18 protein-coding genes are annotated in these 20111 nt (G+C 28.4%); 3 read left to right on the top strand and 15 right to left on the bottom strand.

The window, feature by feature from the left end; all coding sequences use genetic code 11:
- Window positions 1–5: 5 nt before the first annotated feature.
- The 9 genes from ACRC28_RS17220 to ACRC28_RS17180 form a co-directional block, all read right to left on the bottom strand.
- Entirely contained in the window at window positions 6–1550 is a 1545-nt protein-coding gene (locus ACRC28_RS17220) for a YceG family protein (protein ID WP_438544681.1), read from the bottom strand.
- Between the two features lie 229 nt (window positions 1551–1779).
- Window positions 1780–2037 (bottom strand): hypothetical protein, encoded by a 258-nt coding sequence (locus ACRC28_RS17215; protein WP_438544680.1) that lies wholly within the window; start codon window positions 2035–2037, stop codon window positions 1780–1782.
- A 59-nt stretch (window positions 2038–2096) separates the two neighbouring features.
- Entirely contained in the window at window positions 2097–3500 is a 1404-nt protein-coding gene (locus ACRC28_RS17210) for a glycosyltransferase family 2 protein (RefSeq protein ID WP_438544679.1), read from the bottom strand.
- Window positions 3501–3502: 2 nt separating this feature from the next.
- Window positions 3503–4603, bottom strand: a complete 1101-nt coding sequence (locus ACRC28_RS17205) for a HEAT repeat domain-containing protein (protein ID WP_438544678.1) — start codon at window positions 4601–4603, stop codon at window positions 3503–3505.
- A gap of 2 nt (window positions 4604–4605) precedes the next feature.
- On the bottom strand, window positions 4606–6618 hold the full coding sequence (locus tag ACRC28_RS17200) for a hypothetical protein (protein ID WP_438544677.1): 2013 nt from the start codon (window positions 6616–6618) through the stop codon (window positions 4606–4608).
- A gap of 10 nt (window positions 6619–6628) precedes the next feature.
- Complete coding sequence (locus tag ACRC28_RS17195) at window positions 6629–8110, bottom strand: CotH kinase family protein (protein WP_438544676.1); 1482 nt, start codon at window positions 8108–8110, stop codon at window positions 6629–6631.
- Complete coding sequence (locus ACRC28_RS17190) at window positions 8110–8781, bottom strand: DUF4956 domain-containing protein (RefSeq protein ID WP_438544675.1); 672 nt, start codon at window positions 8779–8781, stop codon at window positions 8110–8112. The genes ACRC28_RS17195 and ACRC28_RS17190 overlap by 1 nt, the downstream gene beginning before the upstream one ends.
- A gap of 11 nt (window positions 8782–8792) precedes the next feature.
- Window positions 8793–9491: a polyphosphate polymerase domain-containing protein gene (locus ACRC28_RS17185; protein WP_438544674.1), complete on the bottom strand. Its 699-nt coding sequence runs from the start codon at window positions 9489–9491 to the stop codon at window positions 8793–8795.
- Window positions 9492–9648: 157 nt separating this feature from the next.
- On the bottom strand, window positions 9649–9972 hold the full coding sequence (locus tag ACRC28_RS17180) for a hypothetical protein (protein WP_438544673.1): 324 nt from the start codon (window positions 9970–9972) through the stop codon (window positions 9649–9651).
- A gap of 261 nt (window positions 9973–10233) precedes the next feature.
- On the opposite strand from ACRC28_RS17180, the gene ACRC28_RS17175 reads away from it, so the two are divergent.
- Window positions 10234–11418, top strand: a complete 1185-nt coding sequence (locus ACRC28_RS17175; protein WP_438544672.1) for an MFS transporter — start codon at window positions 10234–10236, stop codon at window positions 11416–11418.
- A gap of 83 nt (window positions 11419–11501) precedes the next feature.
- Complete coding sequence (locus tag ACRC28_RS17170) at window positions 11502–12431, top strand: trypsin-like peptidase domain-containing protein (protein WP_438544671.1); 930 nt, start codon at window positions 11502–11504, stop codon at window positions 12429–12431.
- Between the two features lie 111 nt (window positions 12432–12542).
- Here ACRC28_RS17170 and ACRC28_RS17165 read toward each other — a convergent pair whose 3' ends face one another.
- The 5 genes from ACRC28_RS17165 to ACRC28_RS17145 form a co-directional block, all read right to left on the bottom strand.
- A complete protein-coding gene (locus ACRC28_RS17165; RefSeq protein WP_438544670.1) occupies window positions 12543–12998 on the bottom strand; it encodes a hypothetical protein in 456 nt (151 codons plus the stop codon).
- A gap of 13 nt (window positions 12999–13011) precedes the next feature.
- Complete coding sequence (locus ACRC28_RS17160; RefSeq protein WP_438544669.1) at window positions 13012–13908, bottom strand: ParA family protein; 897 nt, start codon at window positions 13906–13908, stop codon at window positions 13012–13014.
- A 123-nt stretch (window positions 13909–14031) separates the two neighbouring features.
- Window positions 14032–16461 (bottom strand): CshA/CshB family fibrillar adhesin-related protein, encoded by a 2430-nt coding sequence (locus ACRC28_RS17155; RefSeq protein ID WP_438544668.1) that lies wholly within the window; start codon window positions 16459–16461, stop codon window positions 14032–14034.
- A gap of 158 nt (window positions 16462–16619) precedes the next feature.
- Window positions 16620–17570: a 6-phosphofructokinase gene (gene pfkA / locus ACRC28_RS17150; RefSeq protein WP_438544667.1), complete on the bottom strand. Its 951-nt coding sequence runs from the start codon at window positions 17568–17570 to the stop codon at window positions 16620–16622.
- A gap of 163 nt (window positions 17571–17733) precedes the next feature.
- Complete coding sequence (locus tag ACRC28_RS17145) at window positions 17734–18894, bottom strand: L-lactate MFS transporter (RefSeq protein WP_438544666.1); 1161 nt, start codon at window positions 18892–18894, stop codon at window positions 17734–17736.
- A gap of 182 nt (window positions 18895–19076) precedes the next feature.
- Here ACRC28_RS17145 and ACRC28_RS17140 point away from each other — a divergent pair, with 182 nt between their 5' ends.
- Window positions 19077–19943, top strand: coding sequence for a hypothetical protein (locus ACRC28_RS17140; protein ID WP_438544665.1), 867 nt, complete (start codon window positions 19077–19079; stop codon window positions 19941–19943).
- A 41-nt stretch (window positions 19944–19984) separates the two neighbouring features.
- Here ACRC28_RS17140 and ACRC28_RS17135 read toward each other — a convergent pair whose 3' ends face one another.
- Complete coding sequence (locus ACRC28_RS17135; RefSeq protein ID WP_438544664.1) at window positions 19985–20107, bottom strand: MetS family NSS transporter small subunit; 123 nt, start codon at window positions 20105–20107, stop codon at window positions 19985–19987.
- Window positions 20108–20111 lie beyond the last annotated feature (4 nt).

Raw genomic sequence — 20111 nt, 5'->3', positions numbered from 1 at the left:
TCTTCCTACATTCCTAAAAATCTTGAAAACATTCCTTGTTTTTGCTTTTGCTTTATATTCATTAATTTTAAGTACTCAACATCATATTTCATATTTTCTAATCGTTCTATACCAATTATTTCTTTCTTTAATATATAGTTTATATTAAATAGTCCTGATGGATTAAAGATAACAATATCCATTCCTACTAAGTGTAAATATCCTAGTATTAATTGAAGTTGTACTGATATAGAATCTTCTTTATCTATAAATACAACTACCTTTGGAATTTGACCTGTATAATCAAAATTATCTATCATTCTTATTACTTCATCTGATAGACCTAAAACCAGTACTAAAAATTGTAGTACTTCCTCCTTAGTAAAATCATTATTGAATACTTCATTACTAAGTATTGCCTCATTAAATTTTTTTAGTATAAAATTTTGAACTTCATTACTATATTTTGAAAATTTATAAAAAGGCAATTTTTTAAGTTCTTCAATATCAAAGGTTCCATCACTTAATTGACAAAACATAACTGAATATATGTCAGCTTGTGCATTAATATCATTTATGATTTCCCTATTATTTATAATTACAATATTGTTTGATTGGACACATTTTTTTACTAATCTTTGATATTCATAAATATCATTATATACTCCATCAATTTTGAAAAATATTGTTGGTACACTGACCACGTCACCATTAACCTTAAAGCCTGAACGTAGCTTTGCTGGTTCATCAAAGTATACATAAATATCTTCTAGAATCGTATCTAACCTTAAGCTTTTAGTGTAACCATCTCTAAACTGCCATGGCTTATACATTCCTGTTCCTGTGAAAAGTTCATTTTGAACTTCTCTTTGTAGCATCTTAGTTAAGGTTTCATTATTTTCTATCACATTTCCTCTTTTGCATCTTTCTTCAAAAGACTCTATGCTTAATAATCCATTTTCTTGAACTAATACACTTTCTTCTTCAATCCCTTCAAAGCCTTCTTCTTTTAATGGATTTATATATATTGTGTCAAACCCCATCTTATTTACAAGCATTAAGAAATATATTTCATGTCTATCTATATTTCCATAATAAATGCACTTTGGAATTTGATCACCATTAAGTTCCATATCTTTTATATAACTAAATACCCATACAATAAGCTTTGTAATAAAATTATTCCTTACACTATTATTAAAGAACTTTTCTTTTTCTACTGCTATTTTAATAACATAATCTAAAGCACTTAGAAATTTAAAGTTATCTTCAAAGTTATTAAATATAGTAATGTCTTGTGAAACCATATTAAAGATATCCATATTATTAAGCTCATTATAGATATACTGTATTAGCTCCATTTCACCTGTTAAAGGTATACTTCCGTCAAATATAATTCCTTCATTTTTAATTTCATCACATTTACTCTGTATTGTTTTTAAGATATTATCATAGTCATTTAAATTATCAACGCCTATAAATCTATAAAAATAAGGTTTAAAGCTTGGATTATCAGTATCTCTCTCATACCTTTTTCTAAACATATATCCTATAATATCTTTTAACTTCATCTTCCTTACTCCCTAATCTGTCTGTATTTTTGAATAAAAACTCTTTTTTTGTAAAAATTTATCTAAAATACATTTTAATTATAACAAATTTTTCAGAAAAATTTTATAATTTTTTCTTTTTTTTATAAATTTTATACTTCTCTTCTTATAAGGTATTATACACCTTTTTTAACGCTATGTAATACTTTTATAGAAAAAACCTAGCTTAAAATTTTAAGCTAGGTTCTTTTTACTCTTCATATCTTTTTTGTCTGTTTCTTTGTATGTTCTTTTTTATTGCTATGTCTGCAGTTGATACTATTCCAACCACACCTAAAGTTCCTGCTACACAAATGCTAGCACTTACTCCTACTGATAATCCAGCAGCTACTCCAACCATTCCTATAGTTGAATAAACAATTGGTTTAGTCATTTTAGTTAATCCTTTTCCAACCTTTTTAACTGCTTTAGGTAATTTCATATTTACTTTCTTAGTTTTTTTATCCATATTAATCCCCTTTAGATTTCTCTTCCCTTTTATAATATGGATATTAGAATATTTTGTTACTATATTTCGCTATTTTGTTTTTTCCTTTTTATCGTTCCCCATTCAATCTTTTTATTTTTATATGCAAATAATGCTTTTAATCTAATCATTGAGGTAACTTGTCTGTATCCTAAGCTTTCTAATATACTGAAAATTATTAATTTTGCTATTAACTTTCCATCTAGTATTCTTTTTAAAAAGTAGGTTTCTAGTATGATACATGAGCAAGATAAAATAAGATTGTATAGAAAATACATTAATATAAAAACTAAAAAGAATTTTAAGTTTATATATCCTGTCCAATAGGAAAAAATGATTAGTATAACTCCAAAGAATTCTATTATTGGTGATATCATTTCATATACAAAATAATATGGATATGAAAATAATCCTATTACACCATATCTAAAATTAAAAGCTATATACTTATGACTTAAAAGACTTTGCATAAGTCCTAAATGCCATCTTCTTCTTTGCCCCTTTAAATCTTTTAATCTTTCTGGAACCTGTGACCAACAGATTGCTTCTGTTGCGTATTCTATCCTATATTTTAATTTATTTTTTCTATGAAAAGAATGTAACCTCATAACAAGCTCCATATCTTCTCCAATGCTTCCTGTTTCATAACCCCCTACATTTACTACTGCTTTTTTGCTAAACATTCCAAAAGCTCCTGATATAATTAGATTTCCATTAAAACTATTGAATAATATTCTTGTTGCTAAGAACACTCTATAATACTCTATTAACTGCATTAAAACTAACCACTTATTTGTTCCTACAGTTTCTTTTACCTTTCCATTTTCTAAAAGTATAGAATTAGATATTTGAATGTTTCCTCCAACTGCTATCATTGTATGATTTTCTAAAAATGGTCTAATCATTTTTTCTATTGAATCTTTTTGTAATACTGAATCTGCATCTAAGGAAACAAATAGCGGGTATTTTGAGGCATTAATCCCCATATTTAAAGCATCTGCTTTTCCACCATTTTTCTTATTTATTAAGGTTATTTTTACTTTATCTCCACCTTCATAAACACTCTCTTCTTCCTCAGATTTTACAAGTCTTCTTATAGGTTTATATACCTTCTTTAAATTAAATGCTTCTATTACTTTACTTCCAGTTTCATCTTTAGAACCATCATTTACAATGATTATTTCATACTTAGGGTAATCTAAATCTACCATAGACTTCATACAATCTACTATAGTTTCTTCTTCATTATAGGCTGGTACTAATATTGATACTGGAATATAGTTACTATTGTTTTTCATCATATAATTATTCTTATATTTATTTCTTAATACAACTTTATTTATATTTATCCCTGAATACATTGTTGCTATAAAAAACAATATAGAATAAATAAATATGTAATACATAAAAAAATTATTTAATGCTTTTATCCAAATCTCTACCATTTTTAGATAACCTCTTTTTTGTTCTCATTATATTTTTCATAAGAAATTTTATTTTCTGATAACAATTCATAATAAATTATATCTTTAGCATATTTATCTTCATGTTCATTTGCTATACATTCCATTTCAGAAACGCTACATTTTTTTAACAATGTTGTTGCAGAGTTTAATCTAACATTAAAGTTTCTATCACCTAATGTATAGACTAATTTCCCCTTTACAACTTCGTCAAAGTAAGTGCCTAAGGTAGTTGCGCTTAAAGCTCTTATTTCCCAAATTTCATCTTTTAAAAGCTCTATTAACGTGTCCTTTACTTTGTCATATCTAACTTTTTCAAAGTATCTTATAATACTTAGCTTTATCTCTAAGCTTTCTTCATTCTTTAACATTTCAAAGAATGTTTCCTTATATTTTTCAGCCCTTGTATTTTCAAAATAATTTATTATTATTACTTTGAAATTTTCATCACTTTCATTAAATATCTTATATATTTCTTTATTTAATATTTTTTTATCTCCTGTAAAGCTATCTAATATATCAACAAATATCTTCTTATTGATATAAATATTTTTTCTTCTAACTTCCTCTAATGCTTTTAAAAACAACCCAGCCTCTCCAATTCTTGCTGTTGCTGAAATTGCTTTATAACTTAATTCTCCCTTAGATTTTCTTATTCCCTCTAAAAGATACTTCTCTATTTCTTTTGTATAGACTCCATATTCCCCTAAACAAAAAGAAAGATAATTTCTTTTTATAGGGTTTTTATATTTCTTCATCTTTTTATTTATTTCTGGTAAAAAGTATTTAATCCACTCTCTTATATCTACCTTATATTCTTCTTTCATTTCAATAATTACATCATTAAAGCTTATAAAAAACAGTTCATTTTCAAATTCTTTTTTATACCTTCTAATTAGACCTTTATCTATTTTTTGTGTTCTTCTACATTCTAAAATTTCTTTTCTTATATCATCTTCTAGCTTTACATTTTTTTCTTTAAATCTGCTATCTGCCTTATTTCTGTAAATCATATAAGCAGTTGCACAAAATATCATGTATATAAAAAACTTTAATGCTGTGTAAATATATATTACAAATGACATTTTTAGTTTCCTCCAACCTCATTAAAATATTTCTTCAATATAAAGTAAGAGGGTTTTAACTTTTCATAGTACTCTGGCATTATCCATTGATTTAACTTATAAGTCATACCTTCTATAATAGAATTGCTCTCACTCTTCTCTATTACTGTACCTATTCTTATGCTTCCTATTGCTTTAGGTGAAATATTAAAGCTTTGATAAAAATCATCTTCTATTTTCCCTGTAGATGGGTCCATAAAATTTAGTAATGCCCATGGTATTTTTACTTCCACATAATTTTCTCCATAAGTATAATCTGCTAAGCTATTATAATTTTTTGAATTTGGAAATATATCTCCTTCTTCTAGCTTACCTATATTAATGTCTTTCTTTTCATTCTCACTACTAACAGTCATTTTCTCTTGCATAAAATCATCAGTATCTTTATCCTTAAACATTAAATCTGGTCTAATTTTATTTTCAAATTCATTATTTAAAAATTCATTCGTATTATAATACCTTGATACTAATATTTGTCCACTTTCTTTACTTAATTCAATCATAAAGTTATATTTATCTTTAAAGTTTATTCCATCAAATTCATTTCCTCCAAAGCTATTATCTACACTTATTGGAATAATAATTTTTTTATCCTTTAAATCAATATTATTTTTTCCATCTATTCTTATATATAAGTAACCTGGATTAGAACTTGCAGATACCTTCATATCTTCATTAGACCCAATCTCATCTTTTGCACTTAAAGGCTCTCCTGTATTTAAAGGTGAATTTTCTGTGCCTGGTATAAAAGAAAGTAAGCCATAGTTTTCTGCATAGTTTTCGGCATTATACCAATATTGGTTTTTGCCATCCACTACCCTCTTTTGCATTTCACTACTACTTCTAAACCATCCATCACACCATTCATATATAAAGCCTCCACTTATATTATTCTTTAAAAGGCTTTTATACATGCTTACTAATTCATTACCTTGCTCTTCTTCTGTTATTCCATTTTCTAAGTTTCCTCTTCCTGATGGAATTCCAATTTCAGACGCAATAATTGGATGATTGTTAAAATCTTTTAATTCCTTTAATAAATTGTTGTAGCTACCATTTGTTTTTTGAGTTAATAAATTATAGGAAACAAACATACCTGCCTTTACTTTATAAGTTGACTTTATCTTGTTTCCATCAATATATGGTTGTATATTCTCATTTCCTATATTATTGTAATTTTTATTTATCTCATTATATTGATTTATCTCATTTTTAATATTAGTGTCACCTACAAAGGTTATTAACTTCTGGTCTCCATATACTTCTTGCTCTTGCTCTTCTATATAGTTTGCCATTTCTGCTATAAATGCATCAAAGGAAGTTGAATCCTTCTCTGTATAAAAATATTTTCCTTTAAAGCTTTTTGTATTACTCATAATTTCTGAATATATTATATCTCCTGGAGACCATGGGTTTCCTATAGTGTATCCCATAACATATTTGCTTACATCTACCCTATATTTTTCTAAGAATTTTCCACTTATATTGCTATTTCCATGAATAGCATCTACAACTTCTTTTTCTTCATTTTTAAAATATTCTATAGCCTCTTTACTTGTTGGATTTCCCCCATCTTTTAAATAGGTTTCATCAAAATAAATACCTTGAAGCAAATATATGGTGTTTTTATGACTCTTGTTGTATTCATCTAATGCCTCATAAAATTTCGGTGGCATTAAAGAATTTACTCTTATAACATTGATACCCATCTCTCCAATTTGATTTATCCATTTAAGAAAGTTTTCTTCAGATAAGGTTTCTTGTGCAGGAGTATTTCCTGGCGTTGCTGCTGTTAAATTCATTCCTTTTATTAAAAAAGGTTCCCATTTTCCATTATTATTTATCATAATATTCTTATCTTCTGTTTTAAATTTATAATTAGTGTCTCCACTATTGAATATTCTTCCTAAAAAGCCAAATTGAATAAATAATATTCCTATAAATACTGCTAAACTAACTATTAAAAACTTCTTCATTTCTTCCTCCTTAGTTTGCAAATTTATATATAGATTCTATATTTGCATCCATCCAGGCACCTCTTTGTTTTATATAATTTTTTAATGCCTTTATTTCACCGTCATAAGTATCTGGCTTTCCTGTTGTTGGAACTAACATATATGGATGACTTTTCATATATGCCTCTAATTCTTTTGTATTTTTTTCATAAGGTACTATTGAACTTCCTTCATTGTCAAACATAGTTGCTTGATTACATAAGAATATTGGCCATCTTTCAAAATTATTTTGGATAGCTGGTCCTAAATATTTAACTTGCTCATCTATTAAATTATCAAGATACCCATCACTTAAATAAGTTTTCCTAAGCTCCCTATATCTAGCGATTACCTTTGCATCAAAGCTTTTACTCATTAATAATCTATTATAGATAGACTTTGTTTGCATAAAAAATCCTGTCGGGTCATAATAAGTTCCATTATAATAATTATTCCCCATTGATATATTAAAGTCCCATATTGGTCCTGCATACATTTTTCCTTTATAGTTTTTATAAAAATAAGTACTATATCTCCCTGCATCTACATTATTGAAAAATTCATTTATTATATAGTAATTTACAAAGGAATCTACATTAATATACTTTGCATATCCTGTCTTTGGATTCTCAAAATCATTTGAATATAATGCTCTCTCAAATGTACTGAAATACTCATTAATATAGTTAACTTGTGGTTTCGTTATACCATTCTTAGGATAAATATTTATGATATCACTCTTGTATTCACCTGTATTTTTTCCATAGGTATCAAAATCTACTTCACCATCTTCTGCTTTATATCTATCCTTTTCTATAATAAAGCTTGTTTCAGCAGAATTCTTTTGGCTTTTATCTATATTAACCATATCCTTGCTTCTTTTTATTTTTTGTATCATTAAATAAACACCTTCATACTCTTCCTTTGTCACATTGTTTTTTCCATTTTGAATAAGAAAAACTTGGCAAAACTTTGCCTTAGGTGAGTACTGCATTATATGTCCACCGATATCATAGGCTATGTAATTTCTTAAAAGTGATACATCTGCAAAAGGTGCATTTAATGCAAAATGGCTTCCTTCTGGTAATCCAAGAACTGATTCATTTACCTCTTTATTTTTTTCATCTACAAACTGAACACTATACTGCTTTTTAGGATATTGCATTGATGAATTCCCTCTCCACTTTAGAGTTGCATCATAAACTTGTGTTGGCTTGTCTGTTAAGTAATTTTCTTTGTTCTCATAAAAGTACATAGTACTTTTTGTTCTTTCTTTATCACCAATCTCTTCACCATGGGTATCTATTACTATTACAGGAGTATTGAAAGATTTTTCTTTCAAGCTTTTTGAAACATTAAGCTTTTCATAGGGCTTTGTACTTACAACGCTATCTCCTGCACTTTTATCTAAACTAAATAGTAAAACTCCAATTAAAATAATTATTGATAATATAAATAATATTACTCTTTTCATTATCCTATTGTTTCTCCATTTTGAGCTACTATATTTACTGTTGTTATTCCTTCTATATCATATAATTTCTTTATTATATCTTTATCATCATTACCTTTTAACTTTATTTGATATATAATTTCTAAAGTCTTTTTATTAGAGTTTTTTGCTCTTAGTTGTCCATTTTTGAAATCTGCAAAGACACATTTCATAATATCTTCTTCTCTATCAATTCCACCTCTTATAATTAAAAGGTATCTATTATCATCACCAATTTTTCCTACGCTAAATGCTCCCATTACAATACAAATTACAATAGAACCTGCAGCTGCAATCATATAACTTTGTGTTCCTACACATAATCCAACTACTATTGCCCAAAATATGTATGCTGTATCTCTAGGGTCTTTTATTGCTGTTCTAAAACGAACAATTGATAATGCCCCTACCATCCCTAATGACAATGCTACATTATTTCCTATAACTATCATAATCATTGTAGTTATAAGAGTTAACATAACAAGTGACACATTAAATTTTCTATTATACATTACTCCACTAAAAGTTATTTTATAGGTCATGAAAATAACTATAGCTAGTACAAGTGCTACTCCCATTATTTCAAGAGCTTTAAAAATTGTTATGTTTGCGCTGCTATAATTCGTTAAATATTTATATAATGCTTCTTTCACGTCTAATCTCCTTATGCTAGATAATTGTCAAAAAACTCTCTTGAATTGGAGTATTTGCTAATAGACTCGTATATACAATCGTTTCCTTTTAATAGATCTGTAATCCATTTAAACAATTCACCATCAAACTTTACTTCTAATACAGCATCATACTGATTAAAAGTTGGTGCTAAATATACATCTTCATCAAATAAATCAAACTCAAATTCACTTTTTCTAATTTCACTATCTAATGTAATTCTAATTCTATTTTCAGTATGAATATAAGCTCGTCTCTTATATTCCACCAATACTTTTGGTCTATATCCTCCAATAGTCATTATGTTATATATTGTTCTTGCTGTTTTTTCCTCATATTTTAAAAGAACACTATAATCTAAATCTATAAGTGCCTTAGCATCTTCTCTTGTTATAGTTATAGTTTCCTTTGTTTGATTAACACCAATCTTCTTTTTCAATTCTAACTTTACTTTTTCATCCTTTGGATTATATACTCTTAATCTTATTTTTTTTCTTACTTCAATTCCATCCATTTTTGCATAATAATCATCATTATTATATCCATCAAAGTAAAGACTCCTTACATTGTATCCTACCTCCCCATTGCTTTTATCCGGTGTCAGTAGAACACTTAGTAAATTTACATATTTAAAATATTCTACATCACTTATTGCATACTTTAGTTCTTTTCTAGTTACTATTAATGCCATATTTTATCACCTGCCTTATTGATATTATCATATAACACTTTTAGATATTTGCTTTTTTTGAATTATTCAACAATTATTTACACTTTCTTACAAAACTTTTTCTCAATAATTATTCTTTTAGCAAAAAAAGAACTATCATCTAGATAGTTCCTCTAATCTAATTCAATTTTCTTAATAATTCTTCAACTTCTTTTAATGCTTCTGGATACATTTCTTTTGCTCTTTTAGATTTTAATATATCATTTAATCCATCATTTACTCTATCTGCTTGTACTATTTTTAATAATGCGTTTACTCTAGTTCTTGTTCCTGTTATGTATTTATCATTACTATTTTGGAAAATATCTTCTATTATCTTTCTTTTTTCATCTCTATCTTCAAGCCTTGCTCTATTTTCTAGAAAGAATTTTATATGTTCGCATATAAAACCTACCCCCGCTGATTGATATGCTCTCTTAAATTGATCTTCTGTTATTCTCAAAATGTTTCCCCCCACTCTTCATTCATTTTCTTATTACCATTTTATCATATTTTTCATTAAAATTTAAAATATTTCTCGAAATTTGTAGTATTTTTTTATAGAAGAGTTATATTTATTTTAAAATTTTAGTAAATTTGAAGAATTAACTTTAAATTCCTTTATTTTAAAATATGTTTTTTTTAATACATAGTATATACTTTATAAGGTAATAATAATAAGTTTACATATAATACTCTTGAGGAGTATATCGGAGGACGTAGGATGAAAAAAAATAAAAATAGTTTAGTACCTTTTCTTATTGCACTTCCAAGTGTAGGACTTGGACTTGCTTGGAATATGAATAGTACATTAGTTCCTTTATTAGTTAAAGGAGTTACGCCATCTGCACAAAAGTTATCTATATTAATTGCAATGGCATCTGTTGCAGGAATTATTTTTCCTTATATTGCTGGAGTTATTAGTGATAGAACTAATTTAAAACTTGGTAAAAGAAAGCCTTGGGTTTTAATCGGTGGATTAATTGGTACCATTGCTCTTTTCTTACTAGGATTTTCAACAAGCTACATAGCTATGTTTATTCTAGCTTTCACAATTTACGCTTCACTTAACTTTTATCAAGGTGCCTATTATTCATGGATGCCTGAAGCTGTTGAGGACAAGCAAATTGGTCTTGTTAATGGACTTGGAAAATTATTTTATTCTTTAGGTGGAATACTTGTTTTCCTTTTTGGGGTTAGATTTTTTAATATCTCTAAACCATTACCATTTGTAATTGTTGCTATAGTAGTTATACTACCTATCTTACTTGTAACTTTCTTTGTTAAAGAAGATACATCTAAGTTTACTAAACCTTCTAAATTAAGTTTAGATGTATTTAAGAATAAGAGTGCAATGAAATTATTTATGTGTGGATTTTTCTTTTATGTTGGATATGGATTAATAATGCCATTTTGGATTCCATATTACACTCAAGCAAATGGATTTACTGATTCACAAATCAGTCTTGCTTTATGTGGATTCCCAATAATCGGACTTATTCTTTCTATATTTGTTGGAATGTTATGTGATAAATTTAATAAGCAAATAATTATTTTAGTATCTTGCATTATATTTGGTGCTTCATTCTTTATAGGATGGTCTGTAGGATCGTTAACTGGATTATGGGCTTTCACAATCGTTTATGGTATTGGTTTCTCAATAATGAACGTTGTATTTTATGCTTTAATTCCAGTAGTTGCACCTAAAGAAAAATTAGGTGAGTATATGGGAATAAACAATATATTCTTATGTATTCCTCAAATAATAGGAAACTTAGTTGGTGGATATTTATTAACAAGTGGACATGGTGAATTATTATTCCCAATTTCAATTGGTGCTTTAGTAATTGCTTGTTTAATAATTGGTATAGGTAAATTAAAGCCTATGAATCCAGAACTTTCTGTTTAAAAACTGCTTTTATAGCAGTTTTTTTTTTTATATAATCACACCCTTATTTCACTTTCTCCATAATATGTATAGATAAATATATTATGGATGTGATTATTATGTTTGATATAAATGAATTCTTAAAATCTATTTGCCAGTTTAATTTTCAAACTTTAATTTCTAAATCTAATGTTGTAGGGCTTTGTCCTAGCACAAAGATTATAAATGAAGTTGATACTGGAATTCCTTGTTTAACAGTTCTTGTTAATCAAAAAATTCCTTCTTCTGCTATAAATATCTTAAATTTTATTCCTCCTGTCTATTGTGGTGTTCCTACTGATGTAATTGAAGTCGGTGATTTTAAGCCCTTTGGCTTAACCTCTAAGGTTAGACCATTTAAAGGAGGCTACAGTATTGGTACTGTTTATTCAACAATCTTTACTAGTACTGGAACTGGAGGATGTGTCGTTCGTGACAGTTCTAATTATTATATTCTTACAAATCACCATGTTGTTTCTTATGGTGTTTCTAACCCACTTGGTATGGCAGTTTACCAACCTAGTATTTCAGATGGTGGAAGTCGTACTAATGATATTATTGGAACTGTTTCTAAATATATTCCTAGGAAATACTCAACACTTTTTTCTTCTCAAACTAATTTAATTGATGCAGCTTTAATAAAAATTTCTCCAAGTAATGCTTCAAATATAATCGCTAATATTGGTGCTATTTCTGGAGTTAATCCAAATCCTACTGTTGGTATGTATCTACAGAAATCTGGGAGAACTTCTGGTTTAACTACTGGTGTTGTTAAAGCCTTAAATGCAACCGTTAGCTTTTATGATAATGGTCAACGTTTAGTTTTCACTAATCAAATTTTAACTACACCATTTATGCAAAACGGTGATTCTGGCTCCGTTGCTTTAGATACCTCAAATAAAATTGTTGGGCTTTGCTTCTCAGGTTCAGATTCAATGAGTGTTATTAATCCAATAACAACTGTATTTAACTTATTAAATGTTACCCTACCTTAATTTATAAGCTTTATAGATATTTAAAATTAAAACCCAAGTAGATAAGTTTGCTTCTACTTGGGTTGTTTAGCTTTTTCTTAAAGCTATTATCTACTTTTTTAACCGCCAAATCTATTGCTTAGACAGGACTTCATTTCTAAGTTTTGAGCCTATAGTACCCTCAATTATTTTATCTATTATCTGTGCCTTAGTATCCTTTGATTTTATATATATATTTTTTTCTTTTGCAATTTTCTTTAAATCATCTTTCTTTAAATTTTTATCTGACAATAAGGCTAATGCCTCTTCTCTGCTAGTTACTTTTTCAAATTCATTGTTTTTAGGAGCCTCTGCTTTCTTTTTAGCTTCTGCCTTCTTAGGCTTGTCTACTTTTTTAATTTCTCTACTCTTTTCTCCTATCCCTTCTTCAATTTCCTTTAAAGCTTCCTTCTCTTTTTCAGCTACCTTTACTTTTTCAATTTTTAATATAGCTTTTTCTTCTAAAAATTCTTGTATAGTTTCATCATCTAAATTTAAAACATAATTAAAAACTTTTTCTGTAATTTTTAATATCTCCTTTTTTTCCATATATTCTTCCCCCTTAAATTAAAGTTAATAATTCTTCTACTACATCATAAAAATCTTTTTCTACATCTAAAACATTCTTTCTATTTAGATTTTCTAATACCATTGGTACACCATTGTTATTGTCTATATCTCCATCTTTGCTTCTAATACTAGAATCAAAAACCTTTATACTATTTCTTTCAATTTCAGACTTATACTGCTTATGCAAATCCTTTATAATCTCTTTTCTCTTTTTCACCATAGATGGAACTACACCTAGTAATTTCACCTTATTCTTTTTATGTCTTCCTACTTTGCTTGTCCATTCTTTCAACTTATTCACATGTCCAACTAAAGTTTGAACTCCAACTGTGGATAAATAATCAAGCTTTGTTGGGATAATATAATAATCACTTGCATAGATTGCACTTTGAGTTATTAAATCAAAGCTTGGTTGGCAATCAATTATTATATAATCATATTCATCTAGCTTTTTTAAACCTAAATGTAATTTTGATATAACGTTTAACATTTCATCTTCTTCACTTCTTAAAAGCCTTGCACTACTTCTTTTTGCAAGTTCAATTTGAGTTTTATATAAATTTATATCTGACGGGATTAATTCAACTTCCTTTTTTCCTGCACCCCTTAATATTTCATTACATTTCAAATCTTTTACTACATAATCCTTCATAGCTTTTACATTTCTGTTTTTTAAGGTATTTTCATACCATACCTTTATTGTTTTCTTGTCCTTATAATTTTTTTCCCATACCTCTACTGGCATATATGAAAAAGTTAAACTTGCCTGTGGGTCTAAATCTACAATTAAAACCTTTTTATCCTTCATTGCAAGAATACTGCTCATATTTGAAACTAATGTACTTTTCCCTACTCCACCTTTATAATTTACAACTGAAATAATCTTCAAAACTTCCTCCTTAAATATCGCTCTCTATTATTACTATATATACTTCTACTTTTAATTAGTTATTCCACTATATTTAGCCTTTTTACGTAAAAATATAGAGGCTATTAAGGTAGCCCCTATATTTTATAATACTCTTACTTTAAAGGTTATTGTTGCCTTGCTATAACCTTGAACTGAGCCAATATTTAAATTACCAAGTCCTCCTGGCTTTTGTACTCCATTTACAGTTAATGAATTATTTATATACTCTGTTCCAACTGGAACTGTGTCATTAAATATAACATTGTCTGCCTTTGTGTTTCCCTTATTTTCTATGATTATTTGATAAAAAATCTCTTCACCTCTTGTAACATAATTTTTATCAACATTTTTACTAATTACAAGCTTTACAAATCTTACAGGAACAGTTACTAAATTACTTCTCTTTTCTTCTGCTACTATTCCTATATTAGGATTATTTATATAGCTATATTTTAATAAAATATCATTTTCTATATAGGTTGATGTAGGAACTGAAACTACTAACAATTGAAACGTTGCTGTTTGTACAGTATTTGGCTCCATTGGATTTAATAAAAGCCCTGGAATTACGCCTATGTTACCAGCTGGACTTTGAACTCCATTTACAGTTGCAGAGCCTGTTACAAAGCTTGTTCCTTCTGGTATTGTGTCATAAATATATACTCCATTTACTATTGTTGTACCTGTATTTTTTACAACTACTGAATAAGTTATAGTTTGTCCCGGCTCTGTTACTACTACATTCTTATCCTTTGTTACACTCATTTCTGGCTCATAAATAAATGTATTTACTGTATTTGTTTTTAAATTTAATATACTATTTGCAGATATTAAATTTGTATATGCAGTATTATCCACCTTGTAAAAGCTTGTATTATTATCTAATTTTACTTTAAATACAACTGTTACTGTTTCTCCTGGCATTATATTTGGGAGAGTTATTGGTGTTCCTAAATTCTCATTTGATGGTGCATTATTTATACTTAATGAATTTTGAACGAAGGTTGTATTGCTTGGGATAGTATCTATAAAAATCAAATTCTCTCCTACCATATTCCCTGCATTAGGGATGGTTACTGTATATGTTATTACATCTCCTCTCCTTGCATATGCCTTATCTACTGACTTGCTAGATTTTATATCTACATATATTACTGGTAATGTTACTAAATTACTTTGAAGCTCTCCATTTACTCTTCCAACGCTTGGATTGTTTACATAAGTATATTTTAAATTTGCATCATTTAAAATCATATTCCCTGTTGGTATACTTTCTATTTTTACTTGGAATGTTACTGTTTTAGTTTCCTTTGCATTCATTGAAGGTATGGATAACCCTGGAATACTTCCTATATTTATATTTGGTTTTGTTACTAAATCAACAGTTATTGAGTTATCTATAAATGTGGTTCCACTTGGAATAGTATCAAAGATAACTAAATTATTTACTATTGTTGTTCCTGTGTTTTTTAAAATTAAGGTATAAGTAACAGTGTCCCCTAAAGCTCCTTTTACTTTGTCCTCCATTTTTTCAATGCTTACTTCTGGTTCATAAATATGGGTAGTTACAGTATTACTTTTTAATGCTCCCTTATTTCCTCCAATTGTATAATTACAATAGCTTGTATTTATAACCTTATCAAAGCTTGTATCTGAATTTACCTTTACATTAAACTTTATTGTAATTGCACTATTTATATCTAAATCTGGTAAAGTTATTGGATTTACTAAACCTCCTGTAACTGTTGTTCCATCAACAGTTAGAGAATCCTGCACAAAGGTTGTATTGTCTGGTAATGTATCTATAAATGTAACATTAGTTCCCTTTGCAAAGGTAGTATTTTTTAAAACTACAGTATAAGTTAAAATATCATTTCTTTTTCCATAAGTTTTATCTACTGATTTATTTATAGTTACTGTTCCTGGAATATATAATCCTATGGTAAATAATTGAGTTGCATTATTCATGCTTCCAAAAACTAGATTTCTTGCCCCTTGTGAAGATATTATTGGCGATGTTGCTCCTTGTGCAAATCCTGTTTGCTTATAAAAGCTTGTATTTAATCCTGATATTTGTGGGTCACCTTGGCTTGCACCTGTTGGACATATTCCTTCATACACCCAAGCTCCACCATCAGTTTGCATTTGCCAATACTCTCCACTTACTGTTGTTTCAGCATCTGCTGTTAAAATTTTATAATCAGTTATAGCTGCTCCACCATTTGAAACAACATTTATATTATTTATCTCAATAGTTATGCTATTTGCATCATCCCTTGTAGACCCAAAACTCAAAGCCCCTCCAAGGCTTGTATACGGTCCACTAATTTTACCTGGTCCTGAATTTTGAGTAGTACCTATGGGTCCTCTGTTAACTAATGTAAAACTAATAGTTCCAACCCCTGGAATGCTTGAACTCAAATTATAACTTTGCCCTATAGAAAGCCCTGGAACCTGAGAGAAATCCACCCATCCAACTTGATTTCCATAGGGTCCTGTACTGTTTACTCCACCATAAACTAAATTGGCCAAAACCTTTTCACCTCTTAAAAATTTATATCCTTATAGATTATTCAACCACACTTGTATTGCTACCTTTTACAAATAACCTTTTTTCATTTAAAATAAAAAACCCTAGCCAAAGAAACTTGTAAGCTTCTCTCTTTGACTAGAGTTTTTATTTTTCTGATTTATAATAGTAATTCCATTAAATCATATTGTTCTTTTTTATTTTCTCTTTTTATATTTACATCATTTATATCTACATTAATAATTTCATTATCTCTAATACCAACAGCTTTTCCTGAAACACCTTCTTTTAAAAGCTCAACTGCAGATATTCCCATTCTTGCTGCTAAAATTCTGTCTAAGGCTGATGGATTTCCACCTCTTTGAATAAATCCAAGTACAGTGTTTCTAACTCCAGTATTTAATCTTTCTTCAAGATAACATTGAACCTTTTCAATATCATACATTCTTTCAGTTATTATGATTATGCTATCCTTTTTGCCTTTTTCTATGTTCTTTTTAAGCTTTACTGCAATTTCTTCAAGGCTTAACTTCTTTTCTGGTGTTGAAATTATATCTCCACCACCTGCAATTGCTGAATATAAAGCTAAATCTCCACAGTATCTTCCCATAACTTCAACAATTGTTGCTTTTTCATGAGAGGCATCTGTATCCTTTATCTTTCTTATACAATCTAATACAGTATTTAAAGTTGTATCAAAGCCTATACAGTAATCTGTATACTCTAAATCATTATCAATAGTTCCTGGAATCCCAATTACCTTTATTCCCATTTCATGAAGCTTGTTTGCTCCTTGGAATGAACCATCTCCACCAATAACAACAACTGCATCAATCTCATGCTTCTTTAAATTTTCTATTCCCTTTTGTCTTCCTTCTTCTGTTGTAAATTCAGGGCATCTAGAAGTTTTTAAAATAGTTCCTCCTATTTCTGAAATATAATCAACATCTGCTACAGATAATTTTTTTATTTCATCATTTAAAAGGCCTGTATACCCTCTTTTTATACCAAAGCATTCAATATTGTAGTTTGTAGAAACCTTCACGACTGCTCTTATAACAGCATTCATTCCTGGTGCATCCCCACCACTAGTTAAAATTCCTATCTTCATATTTTTCTCTCCTTAGTTAATCCTATACTTCATTTTATTTAAGAAAACGTTTTAATGAACCTCTTCTTTTTCTTTAATATTGTCCCTTTTATGATACCACTTTTTTTTATAAGCGTTAAGAGATTAAAGGTTAACAAAGAAAAAAAGTGGTTTTTGCCACTTTTTATCTTTTTCTTATTAATAAAGTACTTATCATTCCTATAATCGCCATTATTATCATAAATAAAAATACATATTTATAACTTCCAAAGGCATCTCTTAGCATTCCTGAGGCTGTAACTCCAAGGACTGCTCCAACTCCATACGCTGTGAAAACTACTCCATAGTTTTTACTCTTATTTTTTTCTCCGAAAAGACTTCCCGTTGCTGTTGGTGCTATTGAAAGCCAACTTCCAAGAGTCATCCAAATTATTGCAAAGGCTATGAAAAATAATAGCTTGTCTCCTTGTTTTCCATTAAACATCATAATCCCTGCAATTATTATCATTATATATGATATGTTTGCAGCTTTAACTACCTTTAATTTGTCTGTTATATATCCAAAGATAGGTCTTCCTACTCCATTAAAGATAGCTAAAATTGATACTATAGTTGCAGCTTCAAAGCTTGTTAATCCAATCATTTCAACTCCTACTGCACTGGTCATTCCAACACTCATAAGTCCAATTAATGAACCAATTACATAGCATATCCATAATCCATGAAATCTTCTATCCTTAAGCATTTCTTTTGTTTCTAAACCTTCTAAAGCTTCTTCATCCTTTTCCTTTTTAGGAAATTCAAAAGGTATTATTAAAGGTAATATAATTACTAAAAAGGCTATTCCTATTATTCTAAAGCTTGTTAAAACTCCAAAGCTTTCGATTAAATGCCTTGCTATTGGTGCACTTATTAAAGGTGATAATCCAAAGCCTGAAAGAATTAATCCAACTGCAAGTCCCTTTTTCTCCTTAAATATACTAGAAACTACTGCTACAGGAACACCATAAATTATCCCAACTCCACTTCCTCCAATAACTCCATAAGTTAAACTTACCATTGTTATATTCTTTGAAAATGAGGCTAAAAACCAACCTAACCCTACAAGAATAGTTCCTAAAAACATTATCTTTTTAGGGCTATATTTATCTATAAAGTATCCTGTAATCATCATAAAAACTGCATAAAAAGCTAAGAACATTGTATAAGGAACACCACTACCTGTTGAACCTATATTAAACAATTTTTCAAGTGGACCTCTAAACACACTCCATGAGTATACTGTTCCTAAACAAATAAACATTATAATACTAAAAGGAATAATAATAAGCTTCTTTTTCTCCATCTAATCCCCTCTTTTCAAAAGATATTTAAGCAATTATTTCATATTGAAGAATTATTTTCAATATCTATTTTTTTACATTTTTATTAACATTTTTTTCTAAATGAAATTAATATTTTTATTAGCATTTTTTTGAAATTAAAATAGTATATGTATTACATCTATATTTATGAGGAGGCTTTTGTATGTTCGATAATTTTAATGAATCTTGCACTGTTGTTGGAGGATTCGACTTAAAAACTTTTAAACCAGGAACAATTTCTAAACAAAAACAAAATCTAAAACTTTCTTTTGATACCACTAATTTTGATTTCAAAACTACTGATATCAAAGATGTAAAAGAATGTGGTGAATTATCTTTTAGGACTCTTATCAGAAAAGGTGAATTCTCTGCTGATGGATACTTAGAATCTCTTCTTTATGATACTTATTATGATGAAGGAATGGATGGTGCATCATTTAATTCTTCCTTCCTTATCTTCACTTTAGAGGATAACCTTACTTTTATAATCAGAACTTCTGGCTCAACTAAAATTCTAAAAAAATTAGGTTTTTGGAAATATGAACCCTTTGAAGAACCCACTTACACTAAAGCACAAAATGACTTCTTAGAGGCTGAATCTGATAAGATAACTCATGCTAAATATGCTTTATCTGGTATGTATCTTGGAGGGACAACTCTTTTTCAAGCACGCCAAGAGCATTTAATTTATCTAACTGAAGATGAAGTTGTAGTAAATAGACAACAATTCCTTAAACAATCTTATGGTGAAGAAACTTTCCTAGACATTCCATATAAAAGTATTACAGCTATAGAGGTTGTTAGCTTTGAAACTCTTATTCCTGATGCAAAGGTAGGGATTAATGGATATTTTGGATTACTTGAGATTATAGGAAGAATGGATATAGCTAAAAATCCTAATGCTTATAAGGAAAGAGAAGCTTTAAAAATAACTTATACTCTTAATGATGTAGAGGAAACTTATCTTCTTGAAACAAATAGAATTGGAAAAGAAGAAATTCAATTTTTAAAATCTGTACTATCTAAATAAAAAATGAGCAACCTTTTTAGCTTAGGTTGCTCATTTTCATTTTACTCTTCCATAGTTTCAGCTTGCTTTTTTTCATTTTTTAATAAAAGTGCTAATGAAAATGCAAAGCCACCCCATAATACTACTGCTCCTATTAAAAAGAATACTATTGATGTTCCTGTCATATTT

It is taken from the genome of Clostridium sp., from assembly GCF_051650885.1.
Lineage (GTDB): Bacteria > Bacillota > Clostridia > Clostridiales > Clostridiaceae > Clostridium.
The sequence above is the reverse complement of the archived record's forward strand: the minus strand, read 5'-3'. Positions and strand labels throughout refer to the sequence as shown.

Bases quoted from the DNA above. Each gene is read 5' to 3' on its own strand.
- ACRC28_RS17195 (WP_438544676.1), bottom strand. From the start codon at position 8,110: ATGAAAAGAGTAATATTATTTATATTATCAATAATTATTTTAATTGGA.
- ACRC28_RS17205 (WP_438544678.1), bottom strand. From the start codon at position 4,603: ATGTCATTTGTAATATATATTTACACAGCATTAAAGTTTTTTATATAC.
- ACRC28_RS17200 (WP_438544677.1), bottom strand. From the start codon at position 6,618: ATGAAGAAGTTTTTAATAGTTAGTTTAGCAGTATTTATAGGAATATTA.
- ACRC28_RS17210 (WP_438544679.1), bottom strand. From the start codon at position 3,500: ATGGTAGAGATTTGGATAAAAGCATTAAATAATTTTTTTATGTATTAC.
- ACRC28_RS17215 (WP_438544680.1), bottom strand. From the start codon at position 2,037: ATGGATAAAAAAACTAAGAAAGTAAATATGAAATTACCTAAAGCAGTT.
- ACRC28_RS17145 (WP_438544666.1), bottom strand. From the start codon at position 18,894: ATGGAGAAAAAGAAGCTTATTATTATTCCTTTTAGTATTATAATGTTT.
- ACRC28_RS17140 (WP_438544665.1), top strand. From the start codon at position 19,077: ATGTTCGATAATTTTAATGAATCTTGCACTGTTGTTGGAGGATTCGAC.
- ACRC28_RS17170 (WP_438544671.1), top strand. From the start codon at position 11,502: ATGGATGTGATTATTATGTTTGATATAAATGAATTCTTAAAATCTATT.
- pfkA (WP_438544667.1), bottom strand. From the start codon at position 17,570: ATGAAGATAGGAATTTTAACTAGTGGTGGGGATGCACCAGGAATGAAT.
- ACRC28_RS17220 (WP_438544681.1), bottom strand. From the start codon at position 1,550: ATGAAGTTAAAAGATATTATAGGATATATGTTTAGAAAAAGGTATGAG.
- ACRC28_RS17175 (WP_438544672.1), top strand. From the start codon at position 10,234: ATGAAAAAAAATAAAAATAGTTTAGTACCTTTTCTTATTGCACTTCCA.
- ACRC28_RS17165 (WP_438544670.1), bottom strand. From the start codon at position 12,998: ATGGAAAAAAAGGAGATATTAAAAATTACAGAAAAAGTTTTTAATTAT.
- ACRC28_RS17135 (WP_438544664.1), bottom strand. From the start codon at position 20,107: ATGACAGGAACATCAATAGTATTCTTTTTAATAGGAGCAGTAGTATTA.
- ACRC28_RS17185 (WP_438544674.1), bottom strand. From the start codon at position 9,491: ATGGCATTAATAGTAACTAGAAAAGAACTAAAGTATGCAATAAGTGAT.